Below are 24,514 nucleotides of genomic sequence, written 5' to 3' on the forward strand. Positions count from 1 at the left end.
TCAGCGACACATAGAAAAGAGGACTGAATGGCGAGTAACAACGTAGCCCAATTTGCCACCGAACTGAAGATGCCCGCAGACCTGCTGCTGACACAGCTGCGCTCGGCCGGCGTCGACAAAAGTTCGACGTCAGATCCCTTGTCGAAAGATGATAAGGACAAGCTGCTGAACCACCTGCGCCGTACCCACGGCGCCTCGGAAACCGGTGAAAAGAAGAAGATCACGGTGACCCGCAAGGAAACCACCGAGATCAAGCAGGCTGACGCGAGCGGCAAGTCGCGCACCATCCAGGTCGAAGTGCGCAAGAAACGTACCTTCGTGCAGCGTGACGACCTGGTCACCCCGAAAGCCGCCGAAGCCGCCGCTCCGGTGGTCGACGCCGCCGAGCAGGCGCGCCGCGACGAAGACGCGCGCCGCCAGGCCGAGCTGATCGCCCGCCAGGAAGCGGACCTGCGTGAAAAGCAGGAACGCCTGGCCAAGCTGGAAGCGGAAGAGGCTGCACAGGCCAAGGCCGCGGAAGAGCAGGCCAAGCGCGACGCGGAAGAGAAATCGAAGCGCGAAGCCGCCGAAGCCGCTGCCGCCGCCAAGGCCGCCGCGAGCGCCAAGACGGCTGCCGCGCCGGTGTCGGCCGCAGCCGAAGAGGCCGCGCAAGCCGCTGCCGCCGAAGCCAAGAAGCGCTCGGAAGAAGCCGCCAAGGAAGCCGCCGAACGCGCTGCCGCCACCGAGCGCGCACGCAAGGCCGTGGCCGACGAAGTGGCCCAGATCAAGCTCATGATGAGCCAGCCGCGCCGCGTCATCAAGGCGCCGGAACCGGTTGCCAAGCCGGCTGCTCCCGCAGCACCGGCCGGTACCCTGCACAAGCCGGCCGCGTCGGCCGACAAGAAGCCGGGCGAAGCCAAGCCGGGCGACAAGAAGCCGGGCGACAAGAAGTCGATCAAGTCGGCGAATGTCTCCTCGACCTGGTCGGACGACGCCAAGAAGCGTGGCGCACCGGGCGCAGGCAAGGGTCGTGGCGCACCGGCGAGCACGGGCCGTGACGGCTGGCGCGCAGGCGGACGCAGCGGCGGTCGCCGCTCGTCGCACAACGATGACCGCGAATCGAACTTCCAGGCGCCGACCGAGGCGATCGTCAAGGACGTCCACGTTCCGGAAACCATCACCGTGGCCGAACTGGCCCACAAGATGTCGGTGAAGGCGTCGGAAGTCATCAAGCAGCTGATGAAGCTGGGCCAGATGTGCACCATCAACCAGGTGCTGGACCAGGAAACCGCGATGATCCTGGTGGAAGAGATGGGCCACAAGGCCTTCCCGGCCGCCGTCGACGATCCGGAAGCGCTGCTGGCCGACCAGGGCGAGCACGCCGAGTTCGAAGCCAAGCCGCGCGCACCGGTCGTGACCGTCATGGGCCACGTCGACCACGGTAAAACCTCGCTGCTGGACTACATCCGCCGTGCGAAAGTGGCGGCTGGCGAAGCCGGCGGCATTACCCAGCACATCGGTGCATACCACGTGGACACCCCGCGCGGCATGGTCACCTTCCTGGATACCCCGGGTCACGAGGCCTTCACGGCAATGCGTGCCCGCGGTGCGAAAGCGACCGACATCGTCATCCTGGTGGTGGCGGCGGACGACGGCGTGATGCCGCAGACCAAGGAAGCGATCGCCCACGCGAAAGCGGCCGGCGTGCCGCTGGTGGTGGCGATCAACAAGATCGACAAGCCGGGCGCCAATGCCGACCGCGTCACCCAGGAACTGGTGGCCGAAGGCGTGGTGCCGGAAGAATACGGCGGCGATTCGCCCTTCGTCCCGGTGTCTGCCAAGATCGGTACCGGTATCGACGACCTGCTGGAGCAGGTGCTGCTGCAGGCCGAGGTGCTGGAACTGACCGCCCCGACCGAAGCGCCGGCACGCGGCCTGGTGGTCGAAGCGCGCCTGGACAAGGGCCGTGGTCCGGTTGCCACCATCCTGGTGCAGTCGGGCACCCTGCGCCGCGGCGACGTGGTGCTGGCCGGTTCCTCGTTCGGCCGCGTTCGTGCGATGCTGGACGAGAACGGCAAGTCGGTGACCGAAGCAGGTCCGTCGATCCCGGTCGAGATCCAGGGCCTGACCGAAGTGCCGAGCGCTGGTGAAGAAGCGATGGTGATGGCCGACGAGCGCAAGGCGCGCGAAATCGCCCTGTTCCGTCAAGGCAAGTTCCGCGACGTCAAACTGGCGAAGCAGCAGGCCGCCAAGCTGGAGAACATGTTCGACCAGATGGCCGAAGGCGAAGTCAAGAACCTGCCGCTCATCGTCAAGACCGACGTGCAGGGTTCGCAGGAAGCGCTGGTGGGCTCGCTGCAGAAGCTGTCGACCTCGGAAGTGCGCGTCCAGATCGTCCACGCGGCGGTCGGCGGCATCAGCGAGTCGGACGTCAACCTGGCGGTGGCCTCGAAAGCGGTCATCATCGGCTTCAACGCCCGTGCCGATGCGTCGGCGCGCAAGGTGGCGGAAGCCAACGGCGTCGACATCCGTTACTACAGCATCATTTACGATGCGATCGACGAGATCAAGACGGCACTGTCGGGCATGCTGGCGCCGGAGAAGCGCGAGACCATCACCGGCCAGGTCGAGATTCGCCAGGTCATCCTGGTGTCGAAGGTCGGCGCGATTGCGGGCTGCCTGGTCACCGATGGCGTGGTCAAGCGTACCTCCTCGGTCCGCCTGCTGCGCAACAACATCGTCGTGTGGACCGGCGAGATCGACTCGCTCAAGCGCTTCAAGGACGACGCCAAGGAAGTGCGCGCCGGCCTCGAGTGCGGCCTGTCGCTCAAGAACTACAACGACATCCAGGTTGGCGACACCCTGGAAGTGTTCGAAGTCACCGAAGTGGCGCGTACGCTGTAATTTCGACATTGGGCGTACCATGGGGGCCAGGACGCTTCGCGGCGAATGCCGCGGAGGGCCTGGCCCTTGTTTTTGGGCGCCCCTGCGTCGTCCTCACATCACAAGAACAACACCAGCAACATCATGGCAAAACACAGTAAAAGCATCCCCCAGCGCGGCCTGCGCGTCGCCGACCAGATCCAGAAAGACCTGTCGGAACTGATCGCCTTCGAACTGAAGGACCCGCGCGTCGGCATGGTCACCATCAGCGAAGTGAAGCTGACCCCCGACTACGCCCACGCCAAGGTCTACTTCACCCTGCTGAAGGACAGCCCGGAAGAGGTCAAGCAGACCCTCGAGGGCCTGTCGAAAGCCGCCGGCTACCTGCGCAACCTGCTCGGCAAGCGCCTGCACATCCACACGCTTCCCCAGCTGCACTTCGTGCACGACACCTCGACCACGCGCGGCCTGGCGATGTCGGCCCTGATCGACCAGGCCAATGCGGTGCGCGCGGCCGACGCCGACGAAGCGCTCGACACGACGCCAGGCGAGCGCTCGGCTCCGCCGGCGGATTCCGAGTGAACGCACGTCCACCCAGGAAGCCGCGCGACCCGGTCGACGGCGTGCTCCTGCTCGACAAGCCGGTCGGCCTGTCCTCGAACGATGCGCTGATGAAGGCCAAGCGCGTCTTCAATGCGAAGAAGGCCGGCCATACGGGCACCCTCGATCCCTTTGCCACCGGCCTGCTGCCGCTGTGCTTCGGCGAAGCGACCAAGTTCTCGCAGGATTTGCTGGAAGCCGACAAGACCTATGAGGCAACGGTCCACCTCGGCATCATGACCACCACCGGCGACACCGAAGGGGAGGTGATCGAGGAGCGCGAGGTCGACGTCACGCGCGAGCAGATCGAAGCCGCGCTGGCGCGTTTTCGCGGCCCCATCTCCCAGGTCCCGCCCATGTATTCAGCGCTCAAGCGTGACGGCAAGGCACTGTACGAATACGCGCGCGAAGGCATCACGCTCGAGCGCGAAGCGCGCCCGGTGACCATCCACGGCCTGTCGCTGGTGGACTACCAGGCGCCATACCTGAAGATCCTGGTGACCTGCAGCAAGGGCACCTATGTGCGCGTGCTGGGGGAAGACATCGGCGCCGCGCTCGGCTGCGGCGCGCACCTGAACGCGCTGCGCCGGGTGCAGGTGGGCAGCCTGTCGACCGAGCGCATGATCACGCTGGAAGACCTGCAGGCCCACCCGGTTCCGCTGTCACTGCTGGCGCCGGTCGATGCCTTGCTGTCGAGCTTCCCGTCGGTCGAACTCACGCTTGAACTGGCCAAGCGTTTCCTGAATGGCCAGCGCCTGGCGCTGGGCAAGGAAGCGGTGGCGGTGCCAAGCGAACTGGGCCGGGTGCGCGTCTACCAAGAAGGCAAGCTGCTCGGCACGGCGAACCTGCAGGAATACGCAATCCTGGCGCCCGAACGCCTGATCGCGGCCGCGCAATAAGCAAGGAAGCATGCGAGACCCGTCGACACGGGTCTTGAATTTCCTTTGTTCGTTCCCATATTGCTCCCTGTATCGGGATCGGCAGCCACAGGCTGCCCCGCGGCGCCCGGTCCGTCATCCTCCTGCAACACCCTGCCGCTACCATTCGACGGCGGCAAAGCGTCGACATTTCTTCATTTCCTCCTCGCTGCAGCGCAGCAAGGCCGATAACCATGCTATAGTAGCGGGTTACGGAAATCGGTAATGCTCTCGAATCATCACCGCCTCCATCCATCACGCAACATTCACTGTTGAATACACACATGTCAGACACCAAACGCGCAATTCGTAATATTGCAATCATCGCCCACGTTGACCACGGCAAGACCACCCTGGTCGACCAGCTACTGCGCCAGTCGGGCACCTTCCGTGAAAACCAGGCGGTGGATACCCGCGTGATGGACTCGAACGACCTCGAAAAAGAACGCGGCATCACCATTCTGTCGAAGAACTGCGCGGTCGAGTACGAAGGCACCCACATCAACATCGTCGACACCCCGGGCCACGCCGACTTCGGCGGCGAGGTCGAGCGCGTGCTGTCGATGGTGGACTCGGTGCTGCTGCTGGTCGACGCCCAGGAAGGCCCGATGCCGCAGACCCGTTTCGTGACTCGCAAGGCGCTGGCCCTGGGTCTGAAGCCGATCGTGGTCGTCAACAAGATCGACCGTCCGGGCGCGCGCGCCGACTGGGCGATCAACCAGACTTTCGAACTGTTCGACAAGCTGGGCGCCACCGACGAGCAGCTGGACTTCCCGATCGTCTACGCTTCGGGCCTGAACGGCTATGCCGGCATGGACGAGAGCGTGCGCGGCGGCGACATGAAGCCGCTGTTCGATGCCATCCTGAAATACGTGCCAGTGCGTGACGACAACCCGGACGGCCCGCTGCAGATGCAGATCACCTCGCTGGACTACTCGTCCTACGTCGGCAAGATCGGCATCGGCCGCATCAACCGTGGCCGCGTCCGTCCAGGCATGGACGTGCTGGTCGTGAACGGCCAGGACGACAAGAACCCGATCAAGGGCCGCATCAACCAGGTGCTGAACTTCAAGGGCCTGGAGCGCGTGCAGGTGGAAGAAGCCGTCGCCGGCGACATCGTCCTGATCAATGGTATCGAAGACATCGGTATCGGTGTGACCGTGACCGCGGTGGATACCCCGGAAGCGCTGCCGATGCTGACCGTCGACGAGCCGACCCTGACCATGAACTTCATGGTCAACACCTCGCCGCTGGCCGGCCGCGAAGGCAAGTTCGTCACCAGCCGCCAGCTGCGCGAGCGCCTCGAGCGCGAACTGAAGGCCAACGTGGCCCTGCGCGTGCTGCCGACCGACGACGACACCATCTTCGAAGTGTCGGGCCGCGGCGAACTGCACCTGACGATTCTGCTGGAAAACATGCGTCGTGAAGGCTTCGAGCTGGCCGTCTCGCGTCCGCGCGTGGTGTTCAAGGAAATCGACGGCGTCAAGTGCGAGCCGTATGAGAACCTGACCGTTGACGTGGAAGAAGTGAACCAGGGCGGCGTGATGGAAGAACTGGGCCGCCGCCGTGGCGACCTGCAGAACATGGAATCGGACGGCAAGGGCCGTGTCCGTCTGGAATACCTGATCCCGGCACGTGGCCTGATCGGCTTCCAGGGCGAATTCATGACCCTGACCCGCGGTACCGGCCTGATGAGCCACGTGTTCCACGAATACGCACCGGTCGACAACACCAAGGGCGACCTGGCCGGCCGCCGCAACGGCGTGCTGATCTCGCAGGACGACGGCGCCGCCGTCGCCTACGCGATCTGGAAGCTGCAGGACCGCGGCCGCATGTTCGTCGAGCACAACACCCCGGTGTACGAAGGCATGATCATCGGCATCCACTCGCGCGACAATGACCTGGTCGTCAACCCGATCAAGGGCAAGCAGCTGACCAACGTGCGTTCGTCGGGTACCGACGAAGCCGTGCGCCTGGTTCCGCCGATCCAGATGTCGCTGGAATACGCCGTCGAGTTCATCGAGGACGACGAGCTGGTCGAGATCACCCCGAAGTCGATCCGCCTGCGCAAGCGCTTCCTGAAAGAGCACGAACGCAAGAAGGCGAGCCGCGAAGGCGCGTAATCGCCCTCGGCTTCACGAAAACCCGCTGCTTGCAGCGGGTTTTTTGCTTTTGGCGACAAGTTCCGTTATCGGGCGCACATAAGTGCTGATCTGGTCTTCATTTTGCATCTTGTTACAGTTCTTACCGGCCGTTCGCTTGGGCTAGGCGGTTCCCGGATGCTATTGTTTCAACAACGCGATTCATTGTGAATTGCGAACCAGTTGAAGATATTTGAAGGGAGTACGTATGAAAAAGCTGATGATTGCCTTGATCGCCACTGCCGCCGTTGCCGGCGCCGCCCAAGCCCAGAACACGCCGGGCAGCGCCTATGTCGGCGCCAGCGCGGTAACGTCCAAGAACACCACTGTCGATGCCCACAAGGCCGACGGCAAGCTGTTCGGCGGCTATAACTTTACCGAGCAGCTGGGTGTCGAGGCAGGCTGGACCAATCACCACAAGAGCGATTTCGCCAACGGTGGCGTGCGTGGCAGTACTGAAGGCTACGGCACCTATGTCGCTGCCAAGTACACCGTGCCCGTCAACGAGAAAGTGTCGGCCTACGGCAAGGTGGGCGTCTCGCACAACGAGCGCAAGCTGAACACCAACCTGGGTAACATCAAGGACGACGATACCAGCGGCTATGGTGGCCTCGGTGTCGAGTACAAGCTGAACCAGAACGCCTCGCTGGTGGCGGAATATGAGCGCTACGGCAAGACCAAGGACTACGGCGCCCGCGCCAATGTCTGGAGTGCCGGCCTGAAATACGGCTTCTAATCAGGCGCATCCATGAAAAAAGCTCCTGCCGGGGAAACCCGTGCAGGAGCTTTTTTTATTCCAGCTAGACCGGTCAGCGCAGGCCGAGCAGGGCTTGCACCCGGTCGCGGCTGACGCCGACCAGGGCCGAGGTAATCGCCAGCAGCGACTGGTAGTCGTGGCTGGCCGCGGTTGCCGCGAAGTCGCCGGCAATCGCCTGCAGTTCCACTTCCGGAATCGCCTGCTGGGCGGTGTCCGCCATGGCCGCGCTGAGCGCCGAGCTGGCGGCATCCTGGGCGCGGCGCACGCGGGCGAGGGCTTGCAGCACTTCGCGCAGGCTCTGGCGCAGGGCGTCCGGGTTGCCAATGTTCCATTGCTCGGGTGCGAGGGAGGCCGGCTCCTCGACCGCGTCGACGCGGCCGCGGCCCGAGATTGCGATCGCATCCTTCATGCCGACCCATTCGGCTTCCGGCGCGCTGAATACCAGCTGCTGGTCCTTGTCGAGCGAGACGCGTACCTTGACCGGCGACAGGGTGCGGTCCAGGCGCGCGGCGATTTCTTCCGGGGTCATGCCCGGCTCGATGGTGGCTGTCAGCTGCGGGCCGCCATTGCTGCCGACCGAGAAGGCATAGGTCTGCTGGCCACCCGACTGCAGGGCCGCCATGTCGAAGCCGCGGATCCGGAAGCGGGTCTGGGCCGGCTGGCCGTCGCTGAAGTCGAGCTGCGCGTCCACGCCGCCGCCGGACTGCTTGCGGCGCGCTTCCAGCAGGTTGCCGAGCTGTTGCGAACGGGCTTCGATCTGGCGCGCCGGGTCGGCGCGGCCGGTGATCTTGGCGCTCAGGTCGGCCTTCAGCGCTTCCAGCTGCGAAGCGACGCGTTCGAGATAGTCGAGGGCCTGCTGGGCGCGCGCGACATTGCCCTGGGTATTGGCATTCCAGCGGATGCCGCGTTGGAGCGGGGCGCTGGTGGGCGCGGGCGCGTTGGGTGTGACGACGCGGCTGTCGGGGTCGGCCGGCTTGACGGCGGACGTGCGGACCGCTGCCGCGGTCGAGGCCGCGGCGGCGCTGTTGCCGATTGACTGGTTGGCCGGGTTGGCCGGGCGGAGGGCTGCTTCCATTTGAACGTTTTACCGAATTACAACACCGAGAACAGGGACATCTGGCCGATACGGCTGTACGCCTTGTACGTGGCCTGCAGGGCCGTCGAATAACCGTTGAGCGAGGTCGCCGCTTCGCCGACGTCCAGCGCGCCGATGTCGGTGATCGCCATCTTGTTCGACAGGCTGACGTTCTCGTGGTTGGCGTCCAGGGTCTTCATGATGTTCTGCGCGCCGCCCAGCGAAGCCATCTTGCTGGTGACCAGGTAATGCGCTGCGTCGAAGCCGGCCAGGGCATTGCCCAGCACGGTGCGCACTGCCGGATCGTTGGCCGAGGCGCCGGGCGCCTTCAGCTTGTCGAGGCTGAGGTCGAGGTGGTTCAGCAGCTTTTCGATGCCCTTCAGGTCCTGGTTGGCCGGCTGGGTGATGCCGTTGCCGACCACCACGTCCTGGGTATTCGTGTTACCGACGAAAGTGTAGCGCGAACCGAGCGCGGCCGTCGGATCGTACTTGATCGGTGCGGTCTTGGTCAGGGTGCCCGAGAACAGGTAGTTGCCTTCCTGGTCGATCGAGTTGGCGTTGTAGAACACGCTGTCGCGCAGCGATTCGAGCGGGCTGACCATGGCTTTCAGGTCGTCCGGCACGTTGCCGCCGTCGGAGGCCCAGACCAGCAGGTCGCGGCCCTGCACGATTTCCTTCGCCATGTTGTTCATGTAGCCTTCGACCTTGGTCAGGCCGATCTTGATCGAGGCGATGTTGTCGCGGTACTGCTTGACGGTCGCTTCCTCGCGCGCGAGGCGCGCCAGGCGCACGCTGTCGACCGGGTCGTCCGAGGGGACCAGGATGCGCTTGTTGGACGCCATCTGCTGGGTCAGCTGGGTGATGCGCTCCTGGTTGGTCTGGAGCGACTGGTTCATCGTCGATTGGTACTGGGTGGTCGCGATACGCATGGTGTTTCCTTTAGCCCATCATCGCCAGCGTGGCGTCGAACAGCTGGTTGGCGACAGCGATCACTTTCATGTTCGCCTGGTACATGTTCTGGTACTCGACCAGGTTGACGGCTTCCTCGTCCTGGTTCACGCCGCTGGTCGACTGCCAGTCGTCGATCGACTGGGTGCGCACGGTCTGGGTGGTCTTCAGGCCGGCCTTGTTGAGCTGGCTGTCCACGCCGAGCTTGCCGACCAGCTGGGCGTCCGCGTCGCTCAGCAGCACGGTGCCGAGGGTACCGATCGTGACCGACTGGCTCTTGATGGCGACGAGTTTCTTCAGGTTACCGGTGTCGCCCGGGGCGCCGTCACCGGAGAAGGCCAGATCCGCGTACTTGAAGCCGGGGGCCAGCTTGAGCATGTCGGCATTGTTGCCAGGGGTGTACACGAACAGGTCGGTGCCCAGGCTGCCGTCCGGCTTGTAGCCGAGTTTCAGCTGGGCGTTGACCTTGATGCTCATCTGCTCGGCGATGTTTGCGATGTCGTTTTGCAAGGGCATCACTTTTTCGGTTTCGTACTTCGTCAGGCCGCCCAGCTGGCCGCCCAGCTTGCCTGCGTCGAGGGTAAAGGTGGAGCCGGCGAAGGTCAGGCTGAATGCCTGGGGCTTGGTCGTGGTTGCCGCCAGGGTGCCGTGGACGCCGTTCAGCACCAGCGCCTGGCCGGTCTTGAGCGAGACGTTGCGGGTGCCGTCGCCGTTGTCCGAAACTTCCAGCGCCATCTTGCTGGCCAGTTCGTCGATGGCCTGGTCGCGCGCGTCGATCATGGCCGATGCGCTCAGACCGCCGGCCTGGGCTTCGCTGATCTGGGTGTTCAGGCGCGCGATGGTGGCGATCTGGGCGTTGGCGGCGTCGACGATCGCGCTGCGCTGGTTGCGGATCGACTCGAGCTGGGCGTTGAAGACGTTGTTCAGGCCGTTGAAGCGTTCCGCCATCAGGTTGGCGGCGGTGAGCACCTGTTCGCGCAGCGGGGTCGACCCCGGCTCGCCGGCCACCGCGTTCAGTGCGCCGAAGAACTGGTCGATACCGGCCGACAGGCTGGCGGTGTCGTCGCCCATGACCTGTTCCAGCTGGTTCAGGTAGGGCTGGGCCTGGGAGTAGGAGCCCAGTTCCGCGGCGGCGCGCCACATGGCCTGGCTCTTGTAGTTGTCCGAGAAGCGCAGCAGCGAGCTGGCCTGCACGCCATTGCCCGGCGAGCGAGGATTGGCGTCCGCACCCACGGTAGTGAGCAGGGCGGCCTGGCGGGTATAGCCCTTGGTCTGCAGATTGGCGATGTTGTGGCTGCTGGTGGTCAGCGCCACCTGGGCGGCCAGGGCGCCCGACAGCGCGTTATTGATGATCGGCATGGTGCGGAATTCTTCCTCGAACGGGTATACCTGGTAAAGGCGACCGATTATTGCTGTCCATTAAGTTTTTATGCGCAAAGCTTTGCGCACCGGCCGATGTCAGGCCTTGCCGCCGGCCTTGGCTTCGGGAACCAGCTGGCGCAGGATGGCGTCGGCGATGCCGAAGGCGCGCTGGCCGGCCATGTTCCCGGCCAGCAGGTCGTCGGCCATGTCCTGCATGTCCTGGTTGACCCGGTTATTGAACACGCTGTCTTCGGCCGCCATTGCGCGCGTCGAGGAGCGCATCTCCTTCAGCATGTGCGAGATGAAGAAGCGCTCGAACTCGACGGCGGCCTTGGTGGCTTTGGCAACGTACGCCCGGTCCGCCGACGCCGGATCGGGCTGGTCGGCGGCGGGCGCGACTTTCGTGTCCTCGGCGGCGTTCAGCGGCAGCGGCTGGTTCTGTTCGATTTTCATCAGATCACCACCAGTTCGCCTTCGATCGCGCCGGCCTGGTCGAGCGCCTGCAGGATCGCCATGATGTCGTCGGGCGACGCGCCCAGGCTGTTGACCACGTCGATGATGGTCTGCAGCTTGGCGCCGGCCGGCCAGCGGAACATCTGGCCCGAGCCCTGGTCCACCGACAGCTTCGACTCCGGCGTCACCGCGGTCTGGCCGCGCGAGAACGGGCCCGGCTGCGACACGCGCGAGCTTTCCGAAATGATCACCTTGAGCGAGCCGTGGGTGACGGCGGCCGCCTTCACGCGCAGGCCGTCGGCGATGACGACGGTGCCGGTGCGGGAGTTGAACACGACCTTCGGCGTTTCCACGCCGGCTTCGATCGACAGATTGTTCAGCCTGGCCATGAAGGCCACGCGTTCGGTCGGATTTTCGGGCGCGATGACTTCGACGCTGGTGCCGTCGGCGGTGGTGGCGATCGGGCCGTACTTGGCGTTGATCGCGTTGACCACGTTGGTGGCGGTCTCGAAATGCGGCTGGCGCAGGCGCAGCATCACTTGCGGGCGGGTCGCGAAGTCGCTGGCGATCTCGCGCTCGATCATGGCGCCGTTCGGGATGCGGCCGGTGGTCGGGGTATTCACCGTCACCGATGAGCCGCTTTTGCCGGTGGCGTTCAGGCCGCCGACCACCAGGTTGCCCTGGGCCAGCGCATAGATCTCATTGTCGGCCGCGCGCAGTTGCGTGAGCAGCAGGGTGCCGCCGCGCAGGCTCTTGGCATCGCCCAGCGAGGACACGGTGACGTCGATCGCCTGGCCGCGGCGGTAGCCCGGCGGGAACACGGCCGAGACCATGACCGCGGCGACGTTCTTGTTCTTGGCGTCTTCGCCTTCCGGCAGGCGCACGCCGAACTGCTTGAGCATGTTGACGACCGACTGGCTGGCGTACTTGACCTGGGTCGAGTCGCCGCTGCCGTTCAGGCCGACCACCAGGCCGTAGCCGACCAGGGGGTTTTCACGCACGCCTTCGACACTGACCAGGTTGCGCAGGGCCTGCGCGCCGTGCGCGGGCAGGGCGGCGGCGCCAAGCGCGGCCGCGCACAACATGATACGAAAAACGCGGGATGCCTTCAAAAATTGAATCATGTCTTCCTCAGAACGGCATCAGGGGGCTGTTGAAGAAGCGCGTCAGCCAGCCCGGCTGGTTGGCGTCGGCCAGCGCACCCTTGCCCGAATAGGCGATGCGGGCATTGGCCACGCGCAGCGAGGACACCTGGTTGTCGTTGTCGATGTCCTGGGCGCGGATGAAACCCTTCAGGCGCACGAATTCCTCGCCCTGGTTCAGCATCAGATTCTTCTCGCCGGCCACGCGCAGGAGGCCATTCGGCAGCACTTCCTGCACGATCACGGTCAGCGCGCCGGACAGGGCGTTCTGCTGGGTGCTGGTGGCGTCGCCTTCGAAATTGCGGTCGGCCGCGATCTCAATGCCGGTCTTCCCAAACGTCTTGCCCAGCGCCCCGATCGGGGCGACCGAGGCCGATGAGCCCTTCGAGAAGCTGGTGCCGGCGCGCTTGCTGGCCTGGGTGGTTTCCTGGAGGATTACGGTGACCGCGTCGCCCACGCGGTAGGCACGGCTGTCCGAGGTCAGCGACACGGTGTCACCCGTGAACACGCCGCCCGAGACGCCGCGCGACACCATGCGCTGCATCGGCACGTTGTCGTCGTCGTTCGTGACCTGGCGCGGCGGCGCGGAAGCGCAGCCGGCGAGGAGAAGGGCGCCAAGCGCCGCGGTAAGGAATTTCATCGGATTAGCGTGCAGCCTGTGCCAGGTACTGGAGCATGTTGTCGGCGGCCGACAGCACCTTGGTGTTCATCTCGTAGGTGCGCTGGGCGGCGATCATGTCGACCATCTCTTCCACCACCTGCACGTTCGAGCCTTCCAGCGCGCCTTGCTTGAGCTTGCCGAAGCCGCCGTCGCCCGGACGGCCTTCGTTGGCGGTGCCCGACGCAGCGGTTTCCTGGAACAGGTTCTCGCCCAGGGCCAGCAGGCCGGCCGGGTTAACGAAGCTGGTGAGCGTCAGCTGGCCCAGTTCGGTCGGGGCGGTGGAACCGGCGACGGTGGCCGAGACCATGCCGTTTTCGCCGATGGTGATCGCGGTGGCGTTCTGCGGCACGGTAATCTGCGGCACCAGCGGCAGGCCCTGGGCATTGGTCAGGGTGCCGTTCGAATCGACCGCCAGCTGGCCGGCGCGGGTGAAGGCCGGTTCGCCGTTCGGGCGGCGCACCTGCAGGAAGCCGGCGCCGTTGATGGCGACGTCCAGCGCCTGGCTGGTGGTCTGCATGTTGCCATTGGTGAAAATCTTCTGGGTGCCGACGATGCGGGTACCGTTACCGAGCTGGACGCCGTTCGAGATGGTGTTGTCCGCGCTCTGCGCGCCCGGCTGGGCGTCGACCTGGTAGAACAGGTCTTCGAACACGACGCGGTCGCGCTTGAAGCCGACGGTGTTGACGTTGGCCAGGTTGTTGGCGATCGCCTGCAGCTTGGCATCCTGTGCCTGCACGCCGGTCTTGCTGATCCACATTGCTGGATTCATGTCTTGCTCCTTGTAGTGTCCGGCGTTAAGCGCCGATCAGGCGGTTGCCCACGTCGTTCATGCTGTCGCTGGCCTTGAACAGCTTCATCTGGATCTCGAAGCTGCGGTTCAGGCTCATCACGGCGACCATCTCTTCCACTGCCGACACGTTGCTGCCCTCGAGGGCGCGGCCGCGCACGCTCACGTTCGGGTCCGCCTCGAGCGGATCGCCCTGGCGCGACACGATCAGGCCGGCTTCGTTCTTGGTCAGTTCCGCGCCTTCGGCATTCACCAGGCGCAGCTTGTCGACCGGCTGCATCAGGGTGGCGCCTTCGGTCAGCACGGAAATCGTGCCGTCATTGCCGATCTCGACCGCCTGGTGCGGCGGCAGCACGATCGGGCCGCCTTCGCCCAGCAGCGGATGGCCGTTCACCGACAGCGCGCCGTTGGCATCGATGGCGATGCTGCCGGCGCGGGTATAGGCTTCGCCTTCGCCGTACTGGACCGCCAGGTAGCCGTTGCCGTTGAGGGCGACGTCGAGCGGACGGCCGGTCTCGCGCACCGAACCGGCGCGGGTCGAGATGGTGTCGGCCTGCGTCTTGGCCAGGTGCATGCTGTCATAGCCATAGCCCTGCTGCATGGCCTGGGTCGCGGCCACCTCGAGGTTGGCGCGGAAGCCCGCGGTCTCGATGTTGGCCAGGTTGTTGGCGCGCACCTGCTGGGCCTTCAGGGTGCGCTCGGCGCCGCTGACGGCGGTGAAGATCAGTTTATCCATGCTCTTTGCTCAGGCTTAGAGGGCCTGCATCAGGGCCTGCATCATCTGGTTCTCGGCGGTGATCACCTTCGAGTTGGCCTGGTAGTTGCGCTGCGAGGTCATCAGGCCCACCAGTTCCGAGGTGATGTCGACGTTCGAGCCTTCCAGGGTGCCGGTCGACAGGCCGCCGGCCAGGCCGACGCCCGGTGCGCTGTACAGCGGCGCGCCGGAGGAGTTGTTGGCGACCCAGCTGGTGTCGCTGGTCTGCGACAGGCTGCCTTCGTCCGGGAAGGTGGCGATCGCCAGGGTGCCGACGATCTGCTGCTGTTCGTTGCTGTACTTGGCGATGACCGAGCCGTCGTTGGCCAGCTGCACGCCCACGAAGCTGCCGGAAGCATAGCCGTTGCTGCGGTTGGTGGTGTTGGTCGATTCACCGGCGACAAAGGAGGTGCCGTCGTAGTCGATGGTGAGGTTGACCAAATCCTTGCCGGCACCCGGATTGTAGGTCAGCGCCTGGTTGGTGCCCGCTGCCAGCGCGCCCTTGCTGTCGAAGCTCAGGGTCTTGATCGGCGTTGCGAGCGGCGCGCCGCCGTCGAAGGCGTAGTGGACCTCGACGGTGTTGGTGGTTGCGCTCTTGACGAAATACTGCGACATGGTGTGCTGGGTGCCGAGCGAGTCGTAGACCACCGACTGCTTGACCAAGTTGTAGCTCTTGTCGTTGGTGTGGTCGAAGGTGGTAACGGTCGGCACTTTCCAGTCGGAGGACAGGTTGCCGACGTAGGCGATCTTGGTGGTGGCGACGGCCGGGATCTGGCCGGTCGGGATCTTGATGTCGCCCATCACGCCGGCCGTGCCGCCCAGCGCCGCGCCATAGCCCTGCACCCTGCGGCCGGCCGCGTCGACCAGGAAGCCGTCCTTGTTGGCCGAGAAGATGCCGACACGGGTGTACTGCACCACGCCCTGGTCGTCACGGCTGGTGAAGAAGCCGCGGCCCTGGATCATTGCGTCCATGCTGCGGCCGGTGTTGACCAGGCCGCCGTTCTGGGCGATGTTCTGGGTCAGCGACGCGACTTCCACGCCGTTCATCTGGTCGCCGGCCATGACGGAGGCGAAGTTGGCTCGGCTGCTCTTGAAGCCGTAGGTGCCGGCGTTGGCGATGTTGTTCGAAACGGCTTCCAGCTGCTCGTTGATGGCCTGGATGCCGGACAGTGCGATATTGAAGCTCATGTGAATTCCTTTCAGTGTTCCAGGGAGGCCAGGGCGGTTGCCTTGCCGTTGAAGCCCGTGATCATCGACGGGTCGACTTCGCCGATGCCGGCGACCTGCAGCAGGATGCCGCCGCCGGCCGACATGCGTACGCTGTCGAGGCGGCCGGTGATTTCCACCGCCGGTTTGGTGCCGTCCGATGCTTCGGCACTGATGCTGTAGTTGCCCGGGGCCAGGCCAAGCGCCGCCGGATCGATCGTGAAGGGCAGGCTGCCGGCGCCATGGGCGGGCAGGCTGACGCGGTGCTCCTGGCCGCCGACGCTGGTGAGGACCAGGGTGGTGGCGCTGCTGGAACCGCCCAGCTGGATGTTGCCGGAGAGCTTGTCACCGTCGATGCGCACGCGATTGGTCTCGACCGAGACTTCGCTGCCGACCTGGGCGCCCATCGCCAGCACCTGCAGGCTCTGCAGCACGCTGGCGCTGGCGCTGGTGGTCTGGGCCAGGTTCTGCAGCGCTTCGGTCTGCGACAGCTGCGACAGCTGGTTCACGAACTGGCTCGGGTCCGAAGGCGCGAGCGGGTCCTGGTTGCGGATCTGGGCGACCAGCAGCTTGGTGAACATGTCCTTGTTCTCGCTGGTGGCGACGCCGGTTGCGATCTTGTCGCTGGCCGGGGTGGTCGAGGCCGGGAAGCCGAAAGAGTTAGTGGTGGTGACCATGCGTTCAGCCCTCGCCCATCTTCAGCAGGGAAGCCTGCATGTTCTTGATGCGGCCCATGACTTCGACATTGGTCTCGAAGGCGCGCGACGCAGCCATCATGTCGGCCATCTCGGCCACTTCATTGACGTTGGCGTAGTAGACCATGCCGTCGGCGTCGGCCACCGGATTGTCCGGCTCGTACATCTTGCGCAGCGGCTCGCTCGACTGCACCACGTCCAGCACCTGGACTCTAGCGCCGCCATCCTCGCCCATCACCGAGGCGAACACCGGCTTGCGCGCGCGGTAGCCTTCGGTTTCGGAGCCGGCCACGGCATTGGCGTTGGCCAGGTTGCTGGCGATCGTGTTCAGGCGCACGGTCTGGGCGGCCATGGCCGAACCGGCGATATTCGAAATGTCCTTGAAGCCCATGCTCGGTTTCCTGGTTATTGTCCGTTGATGGCTTTGGCCAGGCCGCGCAGCTTCATGTTGATGAAGGTGAGGCTGGTCTGGAAGTCGGATGCGTTCTGCGAGAACGCGGCCTGCTCGACGCCGATCTCGACGGTGTTGCCGTCGGCGCTAGGGTGGAAGGGCACGCGGTACAGCGGGCCGTCGCCCGACAGGGTGGGCTCGCCGGCTTCCGCATCGATCTGCTCCTGCAGGGCAGAGGCGAAGTCGATGTCGCGTGCGGTGTAGCCCGGCGTGCTTTCGTTGGCGATATTGGCGGCAAGCACGCGCGTGCGTTCGGCGCGCAGCTGCAGCGCGTCGGCGTGTACGCCGAGGGCGTCCTTGAAATTAATCGTCATGGCGATCCTCTGTCGGTGTTCGGCAGGTTGTTCGGTAAAATGGGCGCAATTAAATTCGTCGCGACCCTCTATTTAACAATGATTGCTTTCCGTACGGCAACCGTTCTCATTGTATCCTGTCTTTTATCTGCTACAAGTGCTGCTGCGCAATCTATTTCTTTACGGATAGAACAACAAGCCCGTGAACAAATTGACAAACAATTGCTCAGTAGCGGCTTGTCCGACCCGCAAGTCGAGCTCACGGTCGTCAGTACGCGCCCGGCGCCAGCCTGCCGTGCGGAGGTACAGGTCGAGCCGGTCGACACCCGCCAGTTCGCCCGCATGCGCTTCATTGCGCGTTGCCCGGACCCGGGCGGCTGGCGCCACGACTTCGTGGTGCGGGCCCGCGTCAGCGCGGTGGTCGCCGTCACTGCCGCCCCGATCAAGGCCGGCGAAGTCCTGGCCGACGAGCACCTCACCCTCGAGCGGCGCGACGTGACCATCATGAACGACGCCATCGGCAGCCCCCAGGACGCCCTCGGCCAGACCAGCCGGCGCAGCCTGCGCGCCGGCGAAGTGCTGCGTTCCAGCCAGCTCGCCTCGCCCCAGATGGTGAAGCGGGGCGACCAGGTCCTGATGGTGGCGCGCTACGAAGGCATCGAAGTGAGCATGGCGGGCGAGGCGCTCGACGCCGGCGCGCGCGGCGCCGTGGTCCGGGTGCGCAACAGCGCCAGCGGCCAGGTGGTGCGCATGCGCGTGGCGGGGGCGGGGACGGTGGAGCCGGTCGAGACCCCGCCGGGCATCAGCCGTCCCTGACCCTGGCCGTAGGCCGTAACTCTGGCCACTGGCCAGAGTTACCCCTCAGTGCGCTGCAGTTTGGTAGCCAGGCGTTCCAGCTTGGCCGCATAGGCCGGGTCGGTCGCGTAGCCGCCGCGCGCCAGCCCCTGGGCAAAGGCGCGCGCGTCGCTGCCGACGCCCAGGGCGCCCTTGTAGCGCGGATTATCGATCAGCATCTGGGCATAGTCCCGGAAGGCCGCCCCCGCATCCGGATAGGCGCGGAAGCGTTCGCGCGTCTTGATCGCAGCGCCGCCGACATATTCGGTGGTGGCGGAATCGCTCACGGCGCCATCCCAGCTGCCGCCGGCCTTGATGCCGAACAGGTTGTGGCTGGACGCGCCGCCGGCAATCTTCAGCGGACGCTGGCCCCAGCCCGATTCCAGTGCGGCATGGGCCGACACCAGTTCCGGGGCCACGCCCAGCTGCTGCGCGGCCTGCTGGGCCCAGGGCGCGATACTTTCCAAAAATGCTCGCTGCTCGGGCGTGTTGACGCCGGCGGCCGACAGTTCCTGCGCGGCGTCGACCTCGGCCTCGCCGCTGATGAGACCTGTCGCCCGGGCGCGCCACATGGCGCCTTCCGCAGTCAGTCCGGCGGCGCCGCTGCCCGATTCGCCGGCATCGCCGTTCTGGATGTAGGCGGCAACTTCGCCTTGCACTTCGCCGAACATGCGGCCGAAGCTGCTGCCATCGCCGCCGCCGATGCCGGCGGTGGGGCGGGTGGCCGCGGTCGGCGCGGTCGGCAGCAAGGCGGGGGTGGAGAAATCAGCGTGGCGCATAGGTGTCGTCCTCGCCGTGCAGCACGCGCTGCATCACGGTGTACTGTTCCGCCAGCAGGCTGCCGTTGCGGGTGGTGGCCGCCTTGCAGGCCTGCACGGTGCTTTCCAGGTCGGACCAGGCGGCGGCCAGGGCGCCGCGCGCCGGCTCGGCCAGGCCGGCGATGTAGTCGTCCATGCTGCCGCGCTCACCGAGCAGGGCGCGCACCAGCGAGACGCGCTGCTGGCGCCGCGCTTCCATGGCGTCGAGCAGGGGCGTGAGGCGTTCGGCCAGCCCGGTCAGTTCGCTGCTGCGGTGGCGCAGGGCGGCGTCGAACTGGCGTTCGAGCAGGGCCAGCACCTCGGCGCTGTCGCGCACGTCGGCCTGCACGCCATCGGCGAGCAGCAGATTGGCCTGCTGGCGGGTCAGGCGCGGCTGATTCGCGCTCATCCGCGGCCTCCGTGGAAGCGCTGGATCAGGCCGGCCAGGCGGCCGGCGTCGAAGGGCAGTTCGCCCTTGGCGAGCTGGTCGCGCAGTTCGGCCACGCGGGCGGCGTCGAAGTCCGGCATCGCTTTCAAGGCGGCGGCAGCCGGCTGCAGCACTTCCGATTGCAGCGCGGGCGCGGCGGCGCCGGCGGCGGTCGCCTCGGCGGGCGCCTGCACGGTGACGCGCTGGGCGCCGACGCTCACGGTGGAAGTGATCGCGCCAGTGATCTTCATGCGGGGTCCTCGTTTCGATTGAATACTCATTGCATGCCTCGGCTTACTTCGGCAACTGGCTGCGCAGCTTTTCCAGCGCCGCCGCATCCGGCATTCCGATCGACGCTTCCTTCCCCAAGGGGATGGTGGCGCCCGGCTTGCCGAACATGCTGGCCACCAGGCGCGATTGCCCGCTGGTCAGGATCAACAGTTCGATGCGGCGGTTCATGCCGGCCAGCGGTTCGTCCGCGTCGATCGGCGCACGATCGGCCATGCCGACCACCTGCAGCACGGTCTGGGTGCGCATGCCGCCGCCCAGCAGTTCGGCCCGGGCGGACAGTGCGCGGTCGGTCGACAGCGCCCAGTTCGAATAGCCGCCCTTGTCGGAGCCGGCGAAGCGCGACGAATCCGTATGGCCGACGATCAGCATCTGGTTTTCCATCTGCGCGAACAGCGGGCCCATCTTGCGCAACAGCTTGACGAAGCGGCCGGTGGGCAGGGCGCTGCCGCGCATGAACATGCCCTGGCGGTCGGTATCGTGCAGCATCACGCGCAGGCCGTAGGGCGTCACCACGGTGTCGAGGTTGGCGGCCAGGCCGGCCTCGCGGCTCATCTCGCCCAGCGCCTTCGACAGTGCCGCCAGTTCGCTGGGGGATTCATAGGCCACGCGCGGCTGGCTCGGCGCGCCCGGACCGCTGCTGCCGCCGCTGCCGGCGACCGGCAGCTGGAAGCGTTCGATCAGGCTGCCGCTCGGTTCCGACGCGATATCCGGCTTGTGGCCACCTTCGAGCATACCGCTCTCGGTGACGTCGCGCACGATTTTCTTGAGATTCTGTTGTTCTCGCGAAGCAATCAGCCACAACACTAGAAAGAGTGCCATCAAGGCCAGGCAGAAGTCGGCGAAGGCGACCTTCCAGGCGCCGCCGTGCTCGTCGTGCGCGTGCTTGCCGCCACCGCGCTTGACGATGGTGGCTTCGTGTTTGTCTTTTCCGTTCGACACGATCAGCCTGCCATGCGGTCAGTGTTGCGGCGCCGCTTGTTCTGCGATTCGTCTTCGCCGCCCATGGCGTTGATCCATTGCTCGAGCTGGGCGAAGGAAGGCTTGGTGTTCAGCTGGATCAGGCGGCGTCCGGCGTCGATCGCCAGCAGGGCAGGCTTGCCCGCCACGTGGGTGCACAGCACCACCTTCACGGTTTCCATGGTCGAGGCTTCCGAGTTCACCAGCTGCTTCATCATGTTGGCCAGCGGTTCCAGCAGGCCGTAGCAGAAGAAGATGCCGATGAAGGTACCGACCATCGCCGCGCCGATCTTTTCGGCGATCTCGCCGGAGTCGGCGCCGCCCGAGACCGAGAACATCGCCATCACGATGCCCAGCACCGCGGCCAGGATGCCGAAGCCCGGCATCGCTTCGGCGATCTTCTGCAGCGACTTGGCGGGTTGCGTCAGTTCTTCGTGGATGGCTTCCAGTTCCTGCTCCAGCACGCCTTCCAGCTCGTGGGCGTTGATCTTGCCCATGGCCATCAGGCGGAAGTTATCGACGATGAAAGCCAGCAGCTTCGGCTCTTCCAGGATGCGCGGGTAGCGCTGGAACAGCGGGCTTTCACTAGGTGCTTCGACGTGGGCGTCCAGGGCCTTCAGGCCGCCGGCCGCGGTCTGCAGCAGTTCGTACATCAAGAGCAGCAGCTGGCGCTGGAATTCCGAATCGTGCTTCTTGCGCGCCGCCACCTTCTTGAGCTGGTGGCCCAGTTCGGCCAGCACGTGCTTCGGGTTGCCGAGCACGAGGGCGCCGAGGGCGGCGCCGCCGATGATCAGGAGCTCGATCGGGTGGAAGATCGCGGAGAAGGTGCCGCCCATCAGGGTGAAGCCCCCGAACACGCACCCGAGCACGATCGCGATACCGAGTAATTGCTGCATGACGTACTGCCTTTCTTGTTGGCTTGCTTGTTTGTTTGTCCTGGTCAGCCGCGCTGCAGCGCCGCCTTCATCTTGGCCAGCGCGCTCTTGTTGAGCTGGCAGACGCGCGCGTCCGACAGGTCGAGCACGGCGGCGATTTCCTTGTAGCTCAGTTCGAACTCGTAGATCATCTGGATCACACGCTGTTCTTTTTCGTTCAGGCTGCCCAGCACCTGCTCCAGGCTGCGGCGCACCAGGTAGGCTTCTTCCGGGCTGGGCGCGCTGTGGGCATGCTCGGTGGCTTCCTGCAGGACTTCGTCGAAGCTGAGCATTTCTTCGGCGCAGTCGTCCAGCACGTGCTGGCGGAATTCTTCCGGCGTGACGCCGAGGGCGGCGGCGGCTTCCTTTTCAAGCGGCTCGCGGCCCAGCTTGCGGGTGAGCTCGCGCAGCGCGTCGCGCACCCGGTGGCTGTCCTGGCGCACCGCGCGCGGACGCCAGTCCTGGCGCCGCAGTTCGTCCAGGATCGCGCCGCGCACGCGCAGCGAGGCGTAGCTGCCGAATCCCTGGTCCGGGACGCCGTAGCGGCGCAGGGCTTCGAGCAGGCCCATCAGGCCGATCTGCTCCATGTCCTCGCGCGACACCGCGCCCGACACCTGCGAGTTCAGCTGGCGCACGATGCGCTTGACCAGCGGCGCGTACGCGACCAGGTGGCGCTGCTCCTCGCCCGGCGTCATCCCGGCGTTGGCCGGCGCTTCGCCGTACAGGGCGGCGCCTTGGGTGTCGGCATACTCGGCTTGATAGGCCACGGTGTCCCCGCTGCTCACGCTTTATTCGATGATCAGCTTGCCGATCATGACTTCGGAAAACGGCTTTTCGTGGTTTTCCTTTTCATAACTGGCATTGAAGGTCTTGTTCAGCTGCTCGGCGTACTGGTCCACGGTCATGGCGTTGGCCTCGCCCAGGGTGTGCGAGGACAGCGAGGAGACGGCGATCGAGCGCAGCAGCGGCAGGTGCTCCTTGGCTTCCTTTTCCTGCTCGGGCGTGGTGGCCAGCACCAGGTCCACCGACAGGTAGTGGGCCGCCGTCTCGTTCGGGGCGCGGCGCAGCATCACGATCACCTTGTCGAGGGTGACGTACTTGGTCGGCTTCTTTTCCGCCGCCGGTTTCGGCGCCTCGGCGGAGGCGCCCTTGGCGGCATGGGCCGGCGCCAGGTACCACATCGCACCGCCGGCGGCGCCGGCGGCGAGCAGGGCGACGCCCAGGAAGGCGACCATCAGTTTGGCTTTGCTGTTCATGTTCTTGCCTCAGTTCAGACTCACGCGCGCCCGTTCAGGGAGAACGCGGTGGTGGATTGGTTGGCTTCGGCCAGGGCCGCGCCCGGAGCGCGCTCGTCCTGGTCCTGGCCCTGCTGGCGCCCGCGGCCCTGGGCATCGGCGCCGAAGCTGCTGCCTGCCTGCGCCGCCTGGGCGCGCGGGGCGGCCTGGCTGACGTTGACCGACACATCAAGGTACTGGCGCTGCGCCAGATCGCTGCGCAGGTTGTCGCTGACGGTGTTCAGCTGGCGCAGCACTTCGCTGTGGGTCGCGGTGATGTTCACTTCCAGGCTGCCGGCGGCGTGGCGGATCGAGATCTCGACCCGGCCCAGCATCGGCGGCTCGAGGCGGATCACGGCTTGTTCCGCATTCTTGCCGAGCTGGAGGTTCAGGCGCTCGCCCAGCGCATCCTGCAGGCTCTGGCGCCATGCGGTCGGCGGGCCGGACAGGGCCAAGGTGGATGCCTCGCGCGGCGCGGCGTTCGGGGCGGCGGGGGCCGTGACGCCGAAGCCGGCATGGCTCGCACCACCGCCGTTGTTGCCACCACCGTTGCCGGCGGCCTGGCCGTCGCCCGACTCGCGTGCCGGCGCCGCGGCGGCGACGACGGCGGGAGCAGCAGCGGCCGGCGCCGGTTGCGGTGCGGCGCTCGGCTGGGCCACGGCTGCACCGGCGCGCGCGCCCAGCGCAGCCGCTTCGCTTACCTGCTGGGTGGCCTGGGGCAGGGCGGCGGCGGCCGGCAGCTCAACGGCGCCGGCGGCAGCGCCGCCGGTGGCCTTTGCTGCGACCGCGTCGAGCGCGCGTTCCTGGCGCTGCCCGGCGCCGAAGTGCATGGCGGCAGGCATGGCGGCCGGCGCAGCGGTCGGCAGCGCCAGCATCATGGCCGGGGTCATCGGCATGCTCATGGCGGCCGTCAAAGGCTCGGCCGCGGCCGCGGCCTCGGCACCGTCTTCCTGCGCCTCGGCGTCGGCCGGCTCGACGACGGCTGGCGCAGCGGCCAGCACCTCGCCCGCCAGTTCCGGCTGCGCCAGCGGCGCGCCCGGGTCCACGGCATCCATCTGCATGAACTGCAGGAAGGCCAGGGGCGTCGCCTGGCCCGGCTGGGCCGCGGCAAGGGCCGGGTCGAGCAGGACGGCGTCGGCGGGGGCCGCGCCATTGACGGTGGCGGCGTCGCCTTGGGCCGGCAGGGTTGGGCTATTCATCGTGATGTTCATGGTTGGGTACTACCAGTGTCGTGTTCGTCCGCGAGGGCATAGGCCATCCAGCCTTCCTTGTTGGCGGTCATCTCGTCCATTTTCGCCTGCAGCTGGCCGCTTGCCGTCGCCACCGCATCGGCCGCGCCCTCGTGGGCGGCGCGCAGGCGCGCCAGGGCGCCGCGCTCCTGCATGCTCCACGGGCCGCGGGCGCCGAGCGCCTGCAGCTGCGGGCCGAGCTCGCGCACGGCCGCGCCCAGCAGGGCCCAGTCGGCGGCGGCGCCGGCGTCGGTCAGCACCTTGGCCAGGCGATCGATGGCGCGGGTCCTATCCATTCCGTTCCTGGACGCCTTTCCAGCCCTGGCGGATGGTGCTCAGGACGCGGATCACTTCATCCACCATGGTCGGGTCGAGCTTGATGCCGGCGCCTTGCAGGTGGTTGGCGCAGAAGTCATAGATGCGTGCCAGGTTGGCGACGGTCTCGCCGCCCTGCTCGAAGTCGAGGGAGCTAGACAGGCCGTTGATGATCTCGACACACTTGTCGATGCTGGCCGCCTTGGCTTCGTAGCGCTTGGCGGCGATGTGGGCGCGTGCGCGCGCCAGCTCGTCGAGCAGGCCGTCGGTGAGCAGCAAAACCAGCTCCACCGGCGAGGCGCGCGAGGTCTGCGCATCGAGGTTGACGGCGTGGTAGCTGCCGTAGGCTTCCTGGTAGGACATGATGGGTTC

28 protein-coding genes are annotated in these 24,514 nt (G+C 66.1%); 6 read left to right on the top strand and 22 right to left on the bottom strand.

Translation table 11 applies throughout. The annotated features are described in order from the left end of the window. Window positions 1–27: 27 nt before the first annotated feature. From infB to LK542_RS01565, 5 genes are all read left to right on the top strand, one after another. Window positions 28–2,883 (top strand): translation initiation factor IF-2, encoded by a 2,856-nt coding sequence (infB, locus tag LK542_RS01545; RefSeq protein WP_227810542.1) that lies wholly within the window; start codon window positions 28–30, stop codon window positions 2,881–2,883. Window positions 2,884–3,006: 123 nt separating this feature from the next. Then, on the top strand, window positions 3,007–3,444 hold the full coding sequence (gene rbfA, locus LK542_RS01550; protein WP_227800240.1) for a 30S ribosome-binding factor RbfA: 438 nt from the start codon (window positions 3,007–3,009) through the stop codon (window positions 3,442–3,444). Next, window positions 3,441–4,361, top strand: coding sequence for a tRNA pseudouridine(55) synthase TruB (truB, locus tag LK542_RS01555; RefSeq protein WP_227810543.1), 921 nt, complete (start codon window positions 3,441–3,443; stop codon window positions 4,359–4,361). The genes rbfA and truB overlap by 4 nt, the downstream gene beginning before the upstream one ends. A 302-nt stretch (window positions 4,362–4,663) precedes the next feature. Then, a complete protein-coding gene (typA, locus tag LK542_RS01560) occupies window positions 4,664–6,502 on the top strand; it encodes a translational GTPase TypA (protein ID WP_227800242.1) in 1,839 nt (612 codons plus the stop codon). Window positions 6,503–6,728: 226 nt separating this feature from the next. Then, the gene (locus LK542_RS01565; RefSeq protein WP_227810544.1) at window positions 6,729–7,256 is read left to right on the top strand and encodes a porin family protein; all 528 of its coding nucleotides are present in this window, start codon (window positions 6,729–6,731) and stop codon (window positions 7,254–7,256) included. Between the two features lie 73 nt (window positions 7,257–7,329). On the opposite strand, the gene LK542_RS01570 is transcribed toward LK542_RS01565, so the two are convergent. The 12 genes from LK542_RS01570 to flgB all read right to left on the bottom strand — a co-directional run bounded on the left by LK542_RS01570 (window position 7,330) and on the right by flgB (window position 17,125). Next, complete coding sequence (locus LK542_RS01570) at window positions 7,330–8,352, bottom strand: hypothetical protein (RefSeq protein WP_227810545.1); 1,023 nt, start codon at window positions 8,350–8,352, stop codon at window positions 7,330–7,332. Window positions 8,353–8,369: 17 nt separating this feature from the next. Continuing rightward, window positions 8,370–9,281, bottom strand: a complete 912-nt coding sequence (gene flgL / locus LK542_RS01575; RefSeq protein WP_227810546.1) for a flagellar hook-associated protein FlgL — start codon at window positions 9,279–9,281, stop codon at window positions 8,370–8,372. Window positions 9,282–9,291: 10 nt separating this feature from the next. After that, the gene (flgK, locus tag LK542_RS01580; protein ID WP_227810547.1) at window positions 9,292–10,659 is read right to left on the bottom strand and encodes a flagellar hook-associated protein FlgK; all 1,368 of its coding nucleotides are present in this window, start codon (window positions 10,657–10,659) and stop codon (window positions 9,292–9,294) included. Between the two features lie 99 nt (window positions 10,660–10,758). Next, entirely contained in the window at window positions 10,759–11,115 is a 357-nt protein-coding gene (locus tag LK542_RS01585; protein WP_227810548.1) for a rod-binding protein, read from the bottom strand. Next, window positions 11,115–12,200, bottom strand: coding sequence for a flagellar basal body P-ring protein FlgI (locus LK542_RS01590; protein ID WP_227800566.1), 1,086 nt, complete (start codon window positions 12,198–12,200; stop codon window positions 11,115–11,117). Before LK542_RS01590 ends, LK542_RS01585 begins: the two co-directional genes overlap by 1 nt. Before the next feature lie 46 nt (window positions 12,201–12,246). Further along, on the bottom strand, window positions 12,247–12,897 hold the full coding sequence (flgH, locus tag LK542_RS01595) for a flagellar basal body L-ring protein FlgH (protein WP_227800248.1): 651 nt from the start codon (window positions 12,895–12,897) through the stop codon (window positions 12,247–12,249). Between the two features lie 4 nt (window positions 12,898–12,901). Continuing rightward, complete coding sequence (gene flgG / locus LK542_RS01600) at window positions 12,902–13,687, bottom strand: flagellar basal-body rod protein FlgG (protein ID WP_227810549.1); 786 nt, start codon at window positions 13,685–13,687, stop codon at window positions 12,902–12,904. A gap of 25 nt (window positions 13,688–13,712) precedes the next feature. After that, a complete protein-coding gene (locus LK542_RS01605) occupies window positions 13,713–14,441 on the bottom strand; it encodes a flagellar basal body rod protein FlgF (protein WP_227800250.1) in 729 nt (242 codons plus the stop codon). A gap of 15 nt (window positions 14,442–14,456) precedes the next feature. Then, window positions 14,457–15,647 carry a flagellar hook-basal body complex protein gene (locus tag LK542_RS01610; RefSeq protein ID WP_227810550.1) on the bottom strand — a complete coding sequence of 397 codons (1,191 nt, stop codon included), beginning with the start codon at window positions 15,645–15,647 and terminating at the stop codon, window positions 14,457–14,459. Window positions 15,648–15,658: 11 nt separating this feature from the next. Beyond that, on the bottom strand, window positions 15,659–16,342 hold the full coding sequence (locus LK542_RS01615) for a flagellar hook capping FlgD N-terminal domain-containing protein (RefSeq protein WP_227810551.1): 684 nt from the start codon (window positions 16,340–16,342) through the stop codon (window positions 15,659–15,661). A 4-nt stretch (window positions 16,343–16,346) separates the two neighbouring features. Next, window positions 16,347–16,751, bottom strand: coding sequence for a flagellar basal body rod protein FlgC (flgC, locus tag LK542_RS01620; protein WP_227800253.1), 405 nt, complete (start codon window positions 16,749–16,751; stop codon window positions 16,347–16,349). A 14-nt stretch (window positions 16,752–16,765) separates the two neighbouring features. Continuing rightward, complete coding sequence (gene flgB, locus LK542_RS01625) at window positions 16,766–17,125, bottom strand: flagellar basal body rod protein FlgB (protein WP_227800254.1); 360 nt, start codon at window positions 17,123–17,125, stop codon at window positions 16,766–16,768. Between the two features lie 216 nt (window positions 17,126–17,341). Between flgB and flgA the strand changes: the two genes are divergently transcribed. Continuing rightward, window positions 17,342–17,920, top strand: coding sequence for a flagellar basal body P-ring formation chaperone FlgA (gene flgA, locus LK542_RS01630; RefSeq protein WP_227810552.1), 579 nt, complete (start codon window positions 17,342–17,344; stop codon window positions 17,918–17,920). A 38-nt stretch (window positions 17,921–17,958) separates the two neighbouring features. Here the strand turns inward: flgA and LK542_RS01635 are convergent, their stop codons facing one another. Genes LK542_RS01635 through fliS form a run of 10 tightly spaced genes read right to left on the bottom strand, consistent with a single transcriptional unit; the run spans window position 17,959 to window position 24,505 of the window. Then, window positions 17,959–18,717: a glycoside hydrolase family 73 protein gene (locus LK542_RS01635; protein ID WP_227810553.1), complete on the bottom strand. Its 759-nt coding sequence runs from the start codon at window positions 18,715–18,717 to the stop codon at window positions 17,959–17,961. After that, a complete protein-coding gene (flgN, locus tag LK542_RS01640) occupies window positions 18,704–19,144 on the bottom strand; it encodes a flagellar export chaperone FlgN (RefSeq protein ID WP_227810554.1) in 441 nt (146 codons plus the stop codon). Before flgN ends, LK542_RS01635 begins: the two co-directional genes overlap by 14 nt. Beyond that, window positions 19,141–19,413, bottom strand: coding sequence for a flagellar biosynthesis anti-sigma factor FlgM (flgM, locus tag LK542_RS01645; protein ID WP_227800258.1), 273 nt, complete (start codon window positions 19,411–19,413; stop codon window positions 19,141–19,143). Before flgM ends, flgN begins: the two co-directional genes overlap by 4 nt. 43 nt (window positions 19,414–19,456) lie before the next feature. Continuing rightward, window positions 19,457–20,392 (bottom strand): flagellar motor protein MotB, encoded by a 936-nt coding sequence (locus LK542_RS01650; RefSeq protein WP_227800259.1) that lies wholly within the window; start codon window positions 20,390–20,392, stop codon window positions 19,457–19,459. 2 nt (window positions 20,393–20,394) lie between these two features. Further along, window positions 20,395–21,306: a flagellar motor stator protein MotA gene (gene motA / locus LK542_RS01655; protein WP_227800260.1), complete on the bottom strand. Its 912-nt coding sequence runs from the start codon at window positions 21,304–21,306 to the stop codon at window positions 20,395–20,397. 44 nt (window positions 21,307–21,350) lie between these two features. After that, the gene (locus tag LK542_RS01660) at window positions 21,351–22,091 is read right to left on the bottom strand and encodes a FliA/WhiG family RNA polymerase sigma factor (protein WP_373889525.1); all 741 of its coding nucleotides are present in this window, start codon (window positions 22,089–22,091) and stop codon (window positions 21,351–21,353) included. Window positions 22,092–22,112: 21 nt separating this feature from the next. Next, window positions 22,113–22,580 (bottom strand): flagellar basal body-associated protein FliL, encoded by a 468-nt coding sequence (gene fliL, locus LK542_RS01665; protein ID WP_227800261.1) that lies wholly within the window; start codon window positions 22,578–22,580, stop codon window positions 22,113–22,115. 20 nt (window positions 22,581–22,600) lie between these two features. Next, on the bottom strand, window positions 22,601–23,797 hold the full coding sequence (locus LK542_RS01670; protein WP_227810555.1) for a flagellar hook-length control protein FliK: 1,197 nt from the start codon (window positions 23,795–23,797) through the stop codon (window positions 22,601–22,603). 8 nt (window positions 23,798–23,805) lie between these two features. Further along, entirely contained in the window at window positions 23,806–24,123 is a 318-nt protein-coding gene (locus LK542_RS01675; protein ID WP_227800263.1) for a hypothetical protein, read from the bottom strand. Next, window positions 24,116–24,505 carry a flagellar export chaperone FliS gene (fliS, locus tag LK542_RS01680; RefSeq protein ID WP_227800264.1) on the bottom strand — a complete coding sequence of 130 codons (390 nt, stop codon included), beginning with the start codon at window positions 24,503–24,505 and terminating at the stop codon, window positions 24,116–24,118. The genes LK542_RS01675 and fliS overlap by 8 nt, the downstream gene beginning before the upstream one ends. Window positions 24,506–24,514 lie beyond the last annotated feature (9 nt).

The sequence above is a fragment of the Massilia sp. IC2-477 genome, from assembly GCF_020707265.1.
GTDB lineage: Bacteria > Pseudomonadota > Gammaproteobacteria > Burkholderiales > Burkholderiaceae_D > Telluria.